Source organism: Streptomyces sp. GQ60 (genome assembly GCF_059758875.1).
In genome coordinates, this window is record NZ_JCAXEG010000022.1 from 1 (window position 1) to 13,713 (window position 13,713).

The following is a 13,713-nucleotide window of genomic DNA, read 5'->3' on the forward strand; positions in this document are numbered from 1 at the left end:
GCGGCGAAGTGCGGGTTGTCGGTGAGGAAGTCCGTCATGGACACGGCCAGTGCCCCGATGAGGAGGTAGTAGGCGCCGACACCGGCCGACCAGGCGGCAAGTGGCCGCACGAGCCGCCGTACCGCGAACGCCTGGACCGAGCCAAGCAGCCTCATGCGCGGGGCCCGGCCGGAGGGAGCGCGCAGGTATCCGTCTCGGATGTCGCGCCGCCCGGCCGTAGCCGTGGCTGCGGTGGCGAGAACCAGGCCTGCGGCGAACAAGGCCAGCAGGGGCCAGATCCGGTTTCCGTCGTAGGGGCGTGCCAGGGCCGTCAGGCCGAACGGCGAGAGCCAGCGCAGCCACCCCAGGGCGGCGACACCGTCGCCGACCATCCGCAGCAGCATGCTGATGCCGAGCACTGCCACCGCCGCGCCGCTGGCTGACGCCCGGGTCGCGAACACCTGGGCCGTCATGGTGCCCACCGCGGCGAAGAACACCCCGCACAACGCCAGCCCGGCACTGTGCACGGCGGCGCCGCCCGCGGCGGCACCCGCTGCGGTCAGGCCCGCGAATGCCGCAGTGCCCGCGAGGAGCGACGCCGCGATCAGGACGGCGAGGTGGCGTGCCACCACGGTGGTGACCGGCAGCCGCCCCGCGAGCAGGACATCCCACCGCCCTGCGTCCTCCTCGCCCCGGGTGATCCGCGTTGCGGCGAGCGTCGCCCATACCGCCAGCACGACTGCCAGTGCCGTCCCGGTGCGCCACACGGCGAACCCGCCGGCGTCGTAAAGCGCGAGCGGTTCGCCGAACAGGGTGCGGATCGCCGGGTTGCCCGCCAGCGCCTCAAGGGCTGCGGCATCCGCAGGGTCCTTGACGGTGCTGCGGTGGGCGGCGACCGCCACCACCGACATCCCGGCCACCACAGCGGTCACGACGAGCGCGCCGCGTCTGGTCTGGCGCAGAGCCAGAGCCGTCACAGCCCGGCCCGCCACTTGACCGGTGCCTGTGTGCTCGGCCGGTGGAGAGCTGGGGGTCACCGCTGCGGCCCGCCGTAGTAGCCGAGGAAGATTTCCTCCAGCGAGGGTTCGCGCACCGCCAGGCTGACCACGTCCGCCTCCGCCAGCCTTTGCAGCGCGGGCCCCGGCGGGCCGGTGAGGGTGAACCTCACCGAGGCCGCGCCGGTCACCTCTACCTCGTCCACGCCGGGCACGCGGTCCAGGTCCGGTGGTGTGCCGGTGAAGCTCACCGTCACTTCGGTGCGGTGCAGCCGTCGCAGTTCCGGCACGGCCGCGACGTCCACGAGTTGGCCGGTGCGCAGGATCGCCACCTTGTCGCAGACGGCCTCGACCTCGGCGAGCTGGTGGGAGCTGAGAAACACGGTCTGGCCGTTGTCCCGGGCCTCGCGGACCGCGTGGCGGAACTCGCGTTCCATCAGCGGGTCCAGGCCGCTGGTCGGCTCGTCCAGTACGAGCAGGGGTGCCCGGGTGGCGAAGGCGGCCACCAGTGCCGCCTTCTGCCGGTTACCCGTCGAGTAGGCCCGGCCCGGCTTGGACAGGTCGAGGTCGAACCGCTCTACCAGCTCATCCCGGTAGGGCCGGTCGGTTCCGGGGCCCGTGCGGGCCAGCAGCTCCAGCATCTCGGCGCCGGTCAGTTGGGGCCACAGCGCCACGTCGGCCGGTACGTACGCCAGGCGCCGGTGCGTCATGGCGACGTCGGCCGCGTCGGTGCCGAAGATCGATGCTTGGCCGCTGGTGGGGCGGGCCAGGCCCAGCAGCAGCCGGATGGTGGTGGACTTGCCGGCGCCATTGGGGCCGAGGAAGCCGAACACCTCGCCGGCGGGAACACTCAGATCCAGCCCGTCCAACGCCAGGACACGGCCGTAGCGTTTGGTCAGGGATTGCGTACGGAGGGCGGGCGCGACCATGAGGGTCTCCAAAGACGGCGCGGCGGGCACAGGGCCCCTAATCGCCGACCAGACTTCCCGGCACTCCGCTGGTGAACATACTCGCGCGGGATCACGCCGGACAAGGCATAGGACCAAACGGCTCCGCCGCCGTCCGCCCTGCGGGGCGGACAGCGTTTCGTGGCCGCTAGCGCGGCGTCCGACCACCCGACCGAGCCGTCCACCGTCTCCGTATCCAGTCACCGGCCTCGCCGACCGCGACCAGGACAGCGGCGGATGCGGCGCACCCGGCAAGTGGTGCGGGGTACCCAAGAGCAGTGCCGGCAAGCCACAACAGACCGGTGAGGACCGCCCACCAGCCGATGACGGACCAGGCGACAACCCGCCCGCGCGGCTTCGGTGTCATCGGGCGCCGCTGTTCAGGGTGCGGAGGCGGGCCAGGCCGGCCAGCAGGCATCCGGCCGCCCCGATGATCCCGCCGGCAGCGGTCAGGGCCAGGCTCACCTCCAAAGAGGCCCCGGCGAGGCGCGGGATCGAGTTCAGGGGTGCTACGGCGTAGATGGCCAGGAGCGCCCAGCCGTGGGCCCGCACCGGCGCGAGCCGGGCCCGCAGACGGGCCGGTGCCCGGCCCGCGGCCATCGCCAGCCCAGCGGGCAGCAAGGTGATGGAGAAGATCGTCAATCCGATCCAATGCCAGATCATCGGCGTCGTTTCCTGTCGGGTGCTAGCGGCGGGCGGACGCGGCCATGACGAGGCCGGTGACGAGCAGGGCCAGCCCGATGACGAACACGGGAAATCCAGGGCCCGGCAGGAAGTACATCGCCACCCCGGCCAAAGTCACAGGCGCACCGACGGCGACCATCACCCAGGCGACCTGTCGCTCAGACAAAGGCTGCTCCTTGTTCGGCACAACGGGGGATGCGGCGGCGGGGGTTTCGCGGCCAGTGAGGAATGCGGTGAGCGCCCCGATGAGCAGCGCCCAGGCCGCCGCCGCCCAGCCGAACCTCGCACCGCCGATCAGGACCGTGGCGGCGGCGGCCGTCGCACCGGCCGCCATGGCCTTGGGGTTGGTGGCGAACGCCCACTGGCGACGGGCGCTGCCCGGGTGCTGCAGCTCCGTGAGCGCGGTCCGGACGACCAGGGCGGCGAGGATGATCATGGGGGCCAGCAGAGAGGTATCGCCGCCGGTCATCAGATGCGCTTCCCGTCCGCACGGGCCACGCCGCTCTCGGTGTCCGGCATGGAGTCGAGGACAGCCGCACCGAGGAGGACCGGACAGCCGACGGTCTCGGTGCGCAGGGCCCGGGTGATCGCCTGCCGCTCGGGAAGCGGCAACAGACCGAGGAAGGGGGGACGCGAGTGGGCGCCGGCCATGGCAGTGGGCCTCCGGGTGTGTCAGCGGCAAGAGGGCACACTGCCCCCAGGACGCCGACCAGACTTCCCGGCACACCGCGCGCCCGTTCTTGACGCGTTCTTTACACCGTATCCACCAGGCGGGCCGCTGTCTGCCCTCAGCCCTGCGCATGATCACATCGGTGTCAGGTCGTAATCATCCTTGACGGGAAGCACACCACCAGGCGGCGACGGCCGCCAGGATCAGGGCTGCGGCCGCGATCAGCTCCGGCCGCTCACCCGGCATGGCGTAGAGAGCGGCGCCTGCGATCGTGAGGACCGCGCCCATCACGAGCAGGGGCGAGGCCGGACAGCGAGCTGCACGGCGGGGCACCGCGGTCAGGACCCGGCCGGTGCTGCCTGGCCAAGGCGGGTGCGGAGGGTGGCGGCAAAGTCCTCGGCGCGGGCCAGCTGGACTCGGAGTTTGTCGACCTGCTCGCTGGCGGACTGCTCGTACTCGCGCACGCGCTTCAGCAGGTCCTCGCGCTCGCCGGCGTCGAGGCTGGTCTCGTTGTCGAGGCGGTCGGTGGCGTCGAGGAGGTCGCGCATCTGGTCGAGGGTGAAGCCGAGCGGCTTCATCCGGCGGATGACCATGAGGCGGGCGACATCGCTCTCGGTGTAGAGGCGGAAGCCGCCCTGGGAGCGGGCCGAGGGGGCGACCAGGCCGGTCTCCTCGTAGTGCCGGATGGTGCGCAGGGACAGCTCGGTCCGCGCTGCGACTTCACCGATCTGCATGTGCTTGTCGTCCACGCCCGCGGTCCTGGCCCTTCTCGTCGTGGCGGGCCGCTTCCTGAGCAGGCCCACCGATCTCTACTCTAACGTTAAGGTAGAGTTGCTGTTGTGCGGCGGCCTGCGGCCTTTCGCACGGCTGCCGTGTCGGGGCCGATGGTGCCCCCGGCGAAGACCCGATTCTTGCAGGAGCCAAGCGTGCGCGAGCCCATGACGCCCAGCGCCGCCGCCTGCCCGCCGTGACGCTTCGCCCCGGATGCGAGCTGCCCGGCCGCGTACTGCGCAGGCCCGCCGCATCCTCCCTCCCGATCTTCCGGCCCGCCTGATTCGGGCCGACCGCGGAGTGCCGACCCGGCCCCTCCGCGCTCTCCCGCACACCCCGGCCCTGCCCAGAGCAGGTGTGCCCGAGCACGACAGGTACCCGATCCCTTGTCTTCTGCTTCCCTGACGTCCCCCGTCGCGCGCCTGCGCAGCCTGCGCCCCGACTGGCTGAACAACCCGAAGGTCTGGCGCACGGAGGTCCTCGCGGGCCTGGTTGTCGCGCTCGCGCTGATCCCGGAGGCGATCTCGTTCTCGATCATCGCCGGGGTCGATCCGGCGGTCGGCCTGTTCGCCTCGTTCACCATGGCCGTGGTCATCTCGATCGTGGGCGGGCGGCGGGCGATGATCTCGGCGGCCACCGGCGCCGTCGCCCTGGTGATTGCCCCGCTCAACCGTGAGCACGGCTTCGGCTACCTCGTCGCCGCCGTCATCCTGGCCGGCGTCATCCAGGTGGCGCTCGGCGCGCTCGGCGTCGCAAAGCTCATGCGGTTCGTTCCGCGATCGGTGATGGTCGGCTTCGTCAACGCCCTCGCCATCCTGATCTTCATGGCCCAGGTCCCCGAGATGACGGACGTTCCCTGGCCGGTCTACCCGCTGATCATCGGCGGCCTGGCCCTGATGGTGTTCTTCCCGAAGGTCACCACCGTGATCCCGGCGCCGTTGGTCTCCATCGTCATCCTGACCGCCATCACGATCGCGGCCGCGATCGCCGTGCCGACCGTCGGCGACAAGGGAGCCCTGCCGTCCTCACTGCCCGTCCCGGGCCTGCCCGACGTGCCGTTCACCCTCGACACCATGACCACCATCGCCCCGTACGCCTTCGCCATGGCGCTGGTCGGCCTGATGGAGTCCCTGATGACGGCCAAGCTGGTCGACGAGATCACCGACACCCACTCCTCCAAGACCCGCGAGTCGATCGGCCAGGGCATCGCGAACATCGTCACCGGCTTCTTCGGCGGGATGGGCGGCTGCGCCATGATCGGCCAGACGATGATCAATGTGAAGGTGTCCGGCGCCCGCACCCGCCTGTCCACCTTCCTGGCCGGCGCGTTCCTGATGGTGCTGTGCATCGTCTTCGGCCCGGTCGTCTCCACCATCCCCATGGCCGCCCTGGTCGCCGTCATGGTCATGGTCTCGTTCGCGACCTTCGACTGGCATTCCATCGCCCCCAAGACCCTCAAGCGGATGCCCGCCGGCGAGATCGCCGTCATGGTCATCACCGTGGTCTGCGTGGTCGCCACCGACAACCTCGCCATCGGTGTCGTCGTCGGCTCCGTCACCGCGATGGTCATCTTCGCCAAGCGCGTCGCCCACCTCGCCAACGTCACCGCCGTCACCGACCCCGACGGAACCACCGTCGTGTACGCCGTGACCGGTGAGCTGTTCTTCGCCTCCTCCAACGACCTCGTCGGCCAGTTCAACTACGCCACCGACCCCGACAAGGTCGTCATCGACCTCTCCGCCGCCCACATCTGGGACGCCTCCTCGGTCGCCGCCCTGGACGCCATCGAGACCAAGTACGCCCAACGCGGCAAGAGCGTCGAGATCATCGGCCTGAACGACCCCAGCGCCGACCTCCACGGCAAACTCACCGGCGAACTCACCAGCCACTGACCCAGCCGCCGCGAAACCGAAGGACCCCAGAGCCACGGCCGGGGTCCTTCGTCTTCTCACAAACGACGGCCGTCTGAGACCTGCGCACGTCACGCGGCCCTGATCCCCGCGCAGCCCATCCGGGCATGCCGTCCCGCCGCCGTCACTTGATGATGGGGAAATGGATGTCACCGAGGTTCTGCTGCCCGGTGTGGGTCTGCGTTACGAGTTCACCAATCACCGCGGTGACCGGGTCGGGGTGGTGGCCAGGCGCACGGGCGAATTCGACCTGGTCCTTTACGGGGAGGAGGACCCGGACGAGGGAAGGCCGGTGCTGCAGCTCAACGGTGAGGAGGCGGACACGGTCGCGGAGATTCTTGGGGCTCCGCGGATCGCGGAGCGGTTCGCCGACCTGACGAAGGAAGTCCCGGGGCTGATGTCCGGGCAGGTCGAGGTACGGGCGGGCAGCGTGTACGACGGCCGGCCTCTGGGAGACACACGAGCGCGGACGCGGACCGGCGCGTCGATCGTCGCGGTTGTCCGGGGTGAGGAAGTGATCGCCTCGCCCACACCTCAGGAGCCTCTTCGCGGCGGGGACGTGCTGGTGGTGATCGGGACCCACGAGGGCATCGCGGGTGTGGAACAGATCATCCGGGGCTGAGCCCCGTGCGGACGCCGGTCGCGCTGCTGCTCGAGCTCGGCATCATCCTGGCCGCCCTGAGCGTGCTGGGGACGCTGGCGCGGCGCTTCACGCTCTCGCCGATTCCGCTCTACCTGCTGGCAGGCCTCGCGGTCGGCAAGGGCGGCATCGCGCCCGTGCCTGCCGCCGGCGAGTTCGTCGAGACGGGCGCGGCCATCGGAGTGGTCCTCCTCCTGCTCGCCCTGGGGCTGGAGTTCTCGCTGCCCGAGTTCGCGGTCGGCATGCGGCGGCACGTGCCGTCGGCCCTGGTGGACCTGGGGCTGAACGCCGCACCCGGGGCGGTCGCCGGATGGCTGCTGGGAATGGACGGCGTCGGGATCTTCGCCCTGGCCGGCGCCACGTACATCTCCTCTTCCGGCATCGTTGCCCGCCTTTTGGAGGACTTGCGGCGACTGGGTAACCGGGAGACACCGGCGGTTCTGTCGGTGCTCGTCATGGAGGACTGCGCCATGGCCCTGTACCTGCCGGTGCTCGCCGTGCTGGCGTCGGGCGGCCAGTGGTGGCAAGCGGTCCTTGGTGTACTTGCGGCCGTGGGCGCCGTCATCGCCGCCTTCACCGTCTCCTACCGGTGGGGCCACCATGTAGGCCGTCTCGTCTCCCACCCGGACGCCGAACAGTTGCTGCTGCGGGTGCTGGGCTTGACCTTGATCGTCGCCGCCCTCGCCGAGGCCGTCCATGCGTCGGCCGCAGTGGGTGCCTTCCTCGTCGGCCTCACCCTCACCGGAGAGACCGCGACCCGTACCCGCGCGGTGCTCAGTCCGTTGCGCGACCTCTTCGCGGCGGTGTTCTTCCTGGCCATCGGGCTGTCTGTCGACCCCGCCGACCTTGTGCCCGTTCTGCCGGCGGCCCTGGCGCTCGCGGCGGTCACCGCCTTCACCAAGGTGGCCACTGGACGGTTCGCCGCCGCGCGCGACCACGTGGGCCGGCGTGGTCGACTGCGCGCCGGGACCGTGCTCATCGCCCGGGGCGAGTTCTCTCTGGTGATCGTCGGGCTCGTCGGAACGATGCACGGCTCGCTCGGCCCCCTGGTGACCGCATACGTCTTCATTCTGGCTTTCGCCTGCCCGCTCCTGACCCGCCTCGCCGGCACCATCCCTCTCGGCAAGCCCCGTCCACCCGGTGCGAAAGACAGCGCAGCATGACCGCAATGCAGACGCTCACGACCTCCACGCCAGGCAGACGACGCTCACCGGCGACAACGTGATGACCAGGGTGAGTGTCACAGCGCTGGAGGAGGTTCGCCTTGCGGTGTCCCGCTTCCATCCCCGGTCGCGGAGCAGGAGGCGTGGCCGTCGCTCATGGGCGGCCGACGGTTCCGGAGTCGTCCATTGCATCCCTCGCTTGTGGCTGGGCCGGAATCCGGCCCGTATGCAGCATCTCGGGCATCTGCGGCTTGCGGCCGCGTCCGGTGAGGTAGGTCGCGATCGGTTCGGTGTAGCGGGCGGTCAGCGGGCCGACGATGACCAGGACCAGAACATAGGCGGTGGCCAGGGGCCCGAGGGAGGGCTCGATGCCGGCGGTGACGGCGAGGCCGGCGATCACGATGGAGAACTCGCCGCGCGCCACCAGGGTCCCGCCGGCGCGCCACCGGCCCTTGACGGAGATCCCGGCGCGGCGTGCGGCCCAGTAGCCGGTGGCGATCTTCGTACCCGCCGTGACGACGGCCAAGGCGAGCGCGGGCAGGATGACCGGGGGGATGCTGGCGGGGTCGGTGTGCAGGCCGAAGAAGACGAAGAACACCGCGGCGAACAGGTCCCGCAAAGGGCTCAGCAGACTGTGGGCGCCCTCCGCGACCTCCCCCGAGAGGGCGATGCCGACGAGGAACGCGCCGACGGCGGCGGAGACCTGGAGCTGCTGGGCGATGCCCGCGACCAGCAGTGTCAGGCCGAGGACGACCAAGAGGAGCTTCTCGGGGTCGTCGCTGGAGACGAAGCGGGAGATGACCCTTCCGAAGCGGACGGCCAGGAAGAGGACCAGCCCGGCCACGCCGAGGGCGATGGCGAGGGTGGCGCTGCCGGCGGCCAGGCTCACTCCCGCGAGCAGGGCGGTGATGATCGGCAGGTAGACGGCCATCGCGAGGTCTTCGAGGACCAGGATGCTCAGGATGACCGGGGTCTCGCGGTTGCCGAGGCGCCCGAGGTCGCCCATCACCTTGGCGATGACGCCGGACGAGGAGATCCAGGTGACACCGGCCAGGACGACCGCGGCGACCGGGCCCCATCCGAGCAGGAAGGCCATGCCGGCGCCGGGCAGGGCGTTGAGGGCGAAGTCGACGAGACCGGCGGGGTACTGGGTCTTGAGGTTGGAGACCAGGTCGCTCGCCGTGTACTCCAGGCCGAGCATGAGCAGGAGCAGGATGACGCCGATCTCGGCCCCGATGGCGACGAACTCCTCGCTCGTGCCCAGTGGCAGAAGTCCGCCCTTGCCGAAGGCGAGGCCCGCCAGCAGGTAGAGGGGTATGGGGGAGAACTGGAACCGTCCGGCGAAGCGGCCCAGCAGGCCCAGGGCGAGGATGATCGCGCCGAACTCGATCAGGAAGACAGCGGAGGAGTGCATACGCTCACTCCCGCCCGAGAATCGCGGCGGCGGCGTCGACGCCCTCTCGGGTGCCGATCACTATGAGGGTGTCTCCGCCGGCCAGCCGGAAGTCGGGCCCAGGGGACGGTATCGCCCCGGCCCGGCGCAGCACAGCCACGATGGACACGCCAGTCTCCGTTCGCATGCGGGTGTCACCCAGCACCCGCCCGTTCCAGTGGGAGATGGAGGACAGCTCGATCCGCTCCGCCACCAACCCGAGGTCGGTCGTGGAGAGCAGGTTCGGGCTGTGGTGCGAGGGCATCAACGCGTCGATCAGCGCCTCCGTCTCGCCGCCGGTCAGCTTCACCGTCAGCGCGCACTCGTCCGGGTCGTCCCGCCGGTAGGCGTTCAGCGTTCGGGCACCGTCCCGGTGGGCGATCACCGACAGGCGGCGATGCTCACGAGTGGTGAGGTCGTAACGGACCCCTATGCCCGGCAGCGGAGTACGGCTCACGCGAGGAACAGGCACGGCAAACCCCCAGGTTTCTGCTGTTGTCGGCGGAAGATGGAGGTGGACAGTGCACCTCATGTCGTCACCCTATCCCTGCGCTGGTCAGCCGAATCGGTGAAAAATGCGCGCTTGATGGAATTTGCCACGGCTCCTCTTGAGGAGGGGGTGCGGCGGGAAGTTTGACGCCGAGTCAGGCCACCCGCCGTTGGCTGATTTCTGGCCCGTGCCCGTTCCCCCCGGTTCGGGCATCATGGCGGAGGCCTCCAATCGGCGGAGGCCGCGGCGAGGGAGGAATCGCGTGGTGCGGTGGAGGCGTCTGAGTTCAGGTGCCCGCCCTGTGCCCCACCCCGTCGCACCCCCTCGGTGTGGGCAGCCTCAGGTGTCGCGGCCCTCGTCGTGGTCACCGCCCTCAACCACCTGAACGGCCACGGCGACCCCACGATCGATCTTCTCCTTCTGTCCGCACTGTGTGCCGTACTGAGCACCGGAGCCCGGCTCATCGCCGCACCGGGCACAGCCCTGGTCTCCTGGCTCGCCCTCAACGGCTTCGCCACACCACCCATGGGCGAACTGACCTGGTCCGCCGGCTACGACCTGGGCCGCCTCGGATGCCTCCTGGCCGCGGCGGGCACCGGAACCGCCATCTCCCGCATCGCCAGCGCCCGCGCCGCCTACCGCCGCCTGACCCTCCACAACCCCACGGGTTCCTGAGGACCGCGGGTGCCGCAGGATGACCTGCCCTGATCCTGCACGGTATGCACCGAGAGCACACTGCCGGAGACCGGCAGTCTTTATGCCCTCTTAACGCCGGTGGGTAGGCCTGAAGGGCGGTGCTATCCCGGCATCAAGAGAGCTTTCAGGGACGGAGCCGTGACCAGGTGGCGTGGCAGACCGAGCATCACTGGAGCGGTGCCATGAGGTCGCGGGCGAACTCGGCGACGGGGCGCGGGTCGTGCCCGGTCAGCTGGCGCACGGAGTCGGTGGTGTCGGCATTGGTGCCTTCCCCGAGGAGCGGGAAGGTGCCTACCACCCCCTCGGCGAGCCGCGGCGGCATACCCGCCCCGCACACCTGAGCAGCCACGGTGGGGCCCTTCAGTGGTCAGACGATGACTGGATGAGGAGGAGGGCGATGTCGTCGTGGCGGGGTGCGGACGCTATGGCGTAAGCGATGAGGGCGTCGGCGACGTCGTCCATGGTGCGGCCTTCGAGGTGTGAGAGCTGGCGGGCGAGGGCGGCTGTGGTGTCCTCGATGTCGGTGCCGGGGATTTCTACGAGCCCGTCGGTGTACAGGGCGAGCATGCTGCCGGGCGGCAGGGGGATCTCGGTGGTCGGGTAGCTCGCGTCGGGGTCGATGCCGAGCAGCAGGCCCGGCGGTACGTTGAGGATTTCGGTGCGCCCGCCGACGTGGCGCAGGATCGGCGGTGGGTGCCCGGCGGTGGCGAGATACGCCCGGTGCTGCGCGAGATTGATGTGGGCGATCAGGCAGCTGGTGAACAGCCCTGGATCGAGGTCGATCAGGAGGCGGTTGGTGCGGGCGAGTACGTCACCGGGGGGCGTCCCGATGGTGGCGTGCGCGTGAACGGCCGTGCGGACCTGCCCCATCAGGGCGGCGGCGGTGATGCTGTGGCCCTGGACGTCGCCGATCGCGACCGTGACCGTGGTGTCGTCGCGACGGATGAGGTCGTAGAAGTCTCCGCCGATGTCCATGCCGCGGCCGGCGGGCAGGTAGCGGACAGCCACATCGAAGCCCTGGACGCGGGGCAAGGTGTGGGGGAGCAGGACCGATTGCAGGGTGTGGGCGAGCTCGTGCTTGGTGTCGTAGAGCCGGGCCCGGTCCAAGGCTTGGGCGACTAGGCCGGCCAGTGAGGTCAGTACGGCGCGTTCTGCCGGCGCGAAGGGATTGCGCTCGGCGTAGGCGAGGACGAGGGAACCCACGACGCGGTCGGAGGCGATCAGGGGCAGAAAGGCCCAGGAGGCCATGTCGTCCAGATGCATGGCTGCGGGGTACTCGCGCTGCAGTTCGGCGAAGGTGGCGAAGAAACAGGGCGCACCGGTACTCAGGACCCGTGCAGTTGGGGTGTGGGCGGTCAGCGGCTGGGCATCGAGGAGGTCCATGAGCTCGGCCGTGTATCCGCGGTAGCCGATGTGGCGTAGCCGGCCTTCTTCCGCTGTCAGTATGGCCATGGCTTGGGGGCCGAAGGCGGGCACGATCTGGTCCGCGACGAGATCGACGACTTCCTGCACTCCGACGGCTTCGGTCAGGGCCGCGGCCAGGTGCATCAGGTGGTAAAGGGACGTCACGCTGGTCAGCTCCGCGGTAGGTAGCGGATCGCGTCGTACGTGTGACCCCTCAGGGCCTGTGGCAGGGGTGATGTGGACGCTGATACCGGAAGCGTCGGGGTAGAGCTGGAACGAGAGCCATGTGTCCGGAGGGCGCAGCGCGGTGAAGGACGTGGGCTGGCGGCTGACCACCGCGGCCCGGTAGTGGTCTTCGAAGACGGGCTCGCGCATCCACAGCAGCGCCTCCCAGGGTCGGGCTCCCCGAAGGGCTGCGGCACCGGCGCCGACGAGGTCGGTGGCTGCGGAGTTGATGAACGTGATGCGTCCGTCGAGGTCCATGGCGCAGCAGCCCACCGGCAGGCGCTCGGCGAAACTGACCCCGGCCAGCGCCTCATCCCGGTCCGGGATACGGGCGGTTGGCGGGGCCAGCATCCGTGGCGTGTCCGCCGGCAGGACAAGGTGCCCATGGTCGGCGGCCTGCTGCAGCTCCACCCACGCCGCGCGGCAGAAGGCGTCGATCGCCGCGCGTTCGGCCGGGCTCAGCTCCGGTGGGCGAAAGACGGGCCAGAGCAGCACGAGGCCGCCGACGGCGGTGCCGTTGCTGATCGGGGCGGCGGCGAGCATGAAGTCATAGGGCAGCACGAGCCCGAGCCTGGGATAGCGTCGCGCGACCTCCTCCCGACCGGCCAGCCACACCAGGCTCCCGCCCCGTACGGCATCCGCCACCGGGACCGGTGCACCAACGTCGATGCGGGCCCACGGAGCGGTGATGTGCCCCGGAGCTCCCGAGACCACCGCCAAGTGCAGGACGCGCTCACCTGGCGGAAGGAGATAGACGAGAGCCACGGAAGCCCCAGTCGCCTGGACCACTTCTGCTACGGCGGCATCAAGCTGCTCCAGGACGGCTTCCGCGCCGGAGCCTGCCCGCGGCATGTCTTCACCGCCCATCGCCTGTGGTCGGCGCGGGCCCGGGGCGCCCGAAGCGGCTGCGGGCCGCCTCGTCGCTGATACCCCAGCCGGCACCGATCTGCGCCCAGCTGGCACCGGCCTCCCGGTCCGCCATCAACGCCGAGCGCACCAAGTGCCCGGCCAGCTCCGACACCGATGCGACGGCAGCGCTATGGCACCGCCCGGCGAGGGCTGGCGCGATAGCATGCTGTGCCTGACTTTGCAAGTCTTGAATGTGCCGCATCAGGTTCGAGTCTGCTGCCACCATGGTTCGCCGCGAAGCAGCGCCCTGCCGCCATCTGCGCCGGGCACGCCAGGCCGCCTGTCGATGCGCGGCCCGGCAATACAGCCGGCCCGCCGCCCACGCAGGCTCCAGTATCCGAGCGTCGCACCAGTCACACCGGCCGTCACCCATATTTCAACGATATGCCCGCTGTGCGATGACAGGCATCCGTACGTCCAGGGTGGCGGCGCTCCGGGGGACAAGCTCGGGGCTCGGCTCAGCCGTAACGGCGGGCGGCGCACCAGAAGCCGGCCCCGCCTGCCAGAAGGAAGGTGTAGACGGCCAATACCCAGGTGTTCTCGGTCTCGAGCAGGTAGAGAGCGGCGCCGCCGGTCGTGAGGACGCCCGCGAAGGCGAACAGCGGCGTCGGTCCTGCGTCGCGCCAGAGGCTCACCGCAGCGCTCCGGGCGAGGCTCGGTGCACGGAAGAAGGCGGCATCGGGGACTCCTGGCGGACGGGGCGAGCTGCCCCAGGGCCCCATGCCCAGTGGCCTGCAGGAAGACGCCCCGCGGGTCAGTCCTATGTGCTACCCGAGCTATCGCCCTCCGGCTCCGGCC

The 13,713-nt window shown here is 70.3% G+C and carries 16 protein-coding genes; 4 read left to right on the plus strand and 12 right to left on the minus strand.

Annotated features, from left to right (window positions below; all coding sequences use genetic code 11):
- The 7 genes from AC6CKD_RS33370 to AC6CKD_RS33400 form a co-directional block, all read right to left on the minus strand.
- Positions 1 to 956, minus strand: a 956-nt coding sequence (locus AC6CKD_RS33370; protein WP_498332555.1) for an efflux permease Rv1217c-related protein, incomplete at its 3' end; no start/stop codon positions are given.
- 56 nt (positions 957 to 1,012) lie between these two features.
- Positions 1,013 to 1,903 carry an ABC transporter ATP-binding protein gene (locus AC6CKD_RS33375; RefSeq protein ID WP_498332556.1) on the minus strand — a complete coding sequence of 297 codons (891 nt, stop codon included), beginning with the start codon at positions 1,901 to 1,903 and terminating at the stop codon, positions 1,013 to 1,015.
- Positions 1,904 to 2,284: 381 nt separating this feature from the next.
- A complete protein-coding gene (locus AC6CKD_RS33380; protein ID WP_498332557.1) occupies positions 2,285 to 2,584 on the minus strand; it encodes a hypothetical protein in 300 nt (99 codons plus the stop codon).
- A gap of 22 nt (positions 2,585 to 2,606) precedes the next feature.
- A complete protein-coding gene (locus AC6CKD_RS33385) occupies positions 2,607 to 3,074 on the minus strand; it encodes a hypothetical protein (RefSeq protein ID WP_498332558.1) in 468 nt (155 codons plus the stop codon).
- Positions 3,074 to 3,256: a hypothetical protein gene (locus AC6CKD_RS33390; protein WP_498332559.1), complete on the minus strand. Its 183-nt coding sequence runs from the start codon at positions 3,254 to 3,256 to the stop codon at positions 3,074 to 3,076. The genes AC6CKD_RS33385 and AC6CKD_RS33390 overlap by 1 nt, the downstream gene beginning before the upstream one ends.
- A 175-nt stretch (positions 3,257 to 3,431) precedes the next feature.
- The gene (locus AC6CKD_RS33395; RefSeq protein ID WP_498332560.1) at positions 3,432 to 3,563 is read right to left on the minus strand and encodes a hypothetical protein; all 132 of its coding nucleotides are present in this window, start codon (positions 3,561 to 3,563) and stop codon (positions 3,432 to 3,434) included.
- Positions 3,564 to 3,613: 50 nt separating this feature from the next.
- Positions 3,614 to 4,024: a MerR family transcriptional regulator gene (locus tag AC6CKD_RS33400; protein ID WP_498332561.1), complete on the minus strand. Its 411-nt coding sequence runs from the start codon at positions 4,022 to 4,024 to the stop codon at positions 3,614 to 3,616.
- A 408-nt stretch (positions 4,025 to 4,432) separates the two neighbouring features.
- On the opposite strand from AC6CKD_RS33400, the gene AC6CKD_RS33405 reads away from it, so the two are divergent.
- The 3 genes from AC6CKD_RS33405 (at position 4,433) to AC6CKD_RS33415 (ending at position 7,759) form a co-directional block, all read left to right on the plus strand.
- Entirely contained in the window at positions 4,433 to 5,938 is a 1,506-nt protein-coding gene (locus tag AC6CKD_RS33405) for a SulP family inorganic anion transporter (RefSeq protein WP_498332562.1), read from the plus strand.
- Positions 5,939 to 6,098: 160 nt separating this feature from the next.
- Positions 6,099 to 6,578, plus strand: a complete 480-nt coding sequence (locus AC6CKD_RS33410; protein WP_266906159.1) for a cation:proton antiporter regulatory subunit — start codon at positions 6,099 to 6,101, stop codon at positions 6,576 to 6,578.
- A gap of 5 nt (positions 6,579 to 6,583) precedes the next feature.
- Positions 6,584 to 7,759, plus strand: coding sequence for a cation:proton antiporter (locus tag AC6CKD_RS33415; protein WP_498332563.1), 1,176 nt, complete (start codon positions 6,584 to 6,586; stop codon positions 7,757 to 7,759).
- A gap of 154 nt (positions 7,760 to 7,913) precedes the next feature.
- Here the strand turns inward: AC6CKD_RS33415 and AC6CKD_RS33420 are convergent, their stop codons facing one another.
- Both AC6CKD_RS33420 and AC6CKD_RS33425 read right to left on the minus strand, forming a co-directional pair.
- Positions 7,914 to 9,173, minus strand: coding sequence for a cation:proton antiporter (locus AC6CKD_RS33420; protein ID WP_498332564.1), 1,260 nt, complete (start codon positions 9,171 to 9,173; stop codon positions 7,914 to 7,916).
- A gap of 4 nt (positions 9,174 to 9,177) precedes the next feature.
- On the minus strand, positions 9,178 to 9,663 hold the full coding sequence (locus AC6CKD_RS33425; RefSeq protein WP_498332565.1) for a cation:proton antiporter regulatory subunit: 486 nt from the start codon (positions 9,661 to 9,663) through the stop codon (positions 9,178 to 9,180).
- 345 nt (positions 9,664 to 10,008) lie between these two features.
- Here AC6CKD_RS33425 and AC6CKD_RS33430 point away from each other — a divergent pair, with 345 nt between their 5' ends.
- A complete protein-coding gene (locus AC6CKD_RS33430) occupies positions 10,009 to 10,356 on the plus strand; it encodes a hypothetical protein (RefSeq protein WP_498332566.1) in 348 nt (115 codons plus the stop codon).
- Positions 10,357 to 10,543: 187 nt separating this feature from the next.
- Here the strand turns inward: AC6CKD_RS33430 and AC6CKD_RS33435 are convergent, their stop codons facing one another.
- The 3 genes from AC6CKD_RS33435 to AC6CKD_RS33445 all read right to left on the minus strand — a co-directional run bounded on the left by AC6CKD_RS33435 (position 10,544) and on the right by AC6CKD_RS33445 (position 13,550).
- On the minus strand, positions 10,544 to 10,726 hold the full coding sequence (locus AC6CKD_RS33435; protein WP_498332567.1) for a hypothetical protein: 183 nt from the start codon (positions 10,724 to 10,726) through the stop codon (positions 10,544 to 10,546).
- Positions 10,727 to 10,737: 11 nt separating this feature from the next.
- Positions 10,738 to 12,858, minus strand: coding sequence for a PP2C family protein-serine/threonine phosphatase (locus AC6CKD_RS33440; protein WP_498332568.1), 2,121 nt, complete (start codon positions 12,856 to 12,858; stop codon positions 10,738 to 10,740).
- 515 nt (positions 12,859 to 13,373) lie between these two features.
- Entirely contained in the window at positions 13,374 to 13,550 is a 177-nt protein-coding gene (locus AC6CKD_RS33445) for a hypothetical protein (protein WP_498332569.1), read from the minus strand.
- Positions 13,551 to 13,713 lie beyond the last annotated feature (163 nt).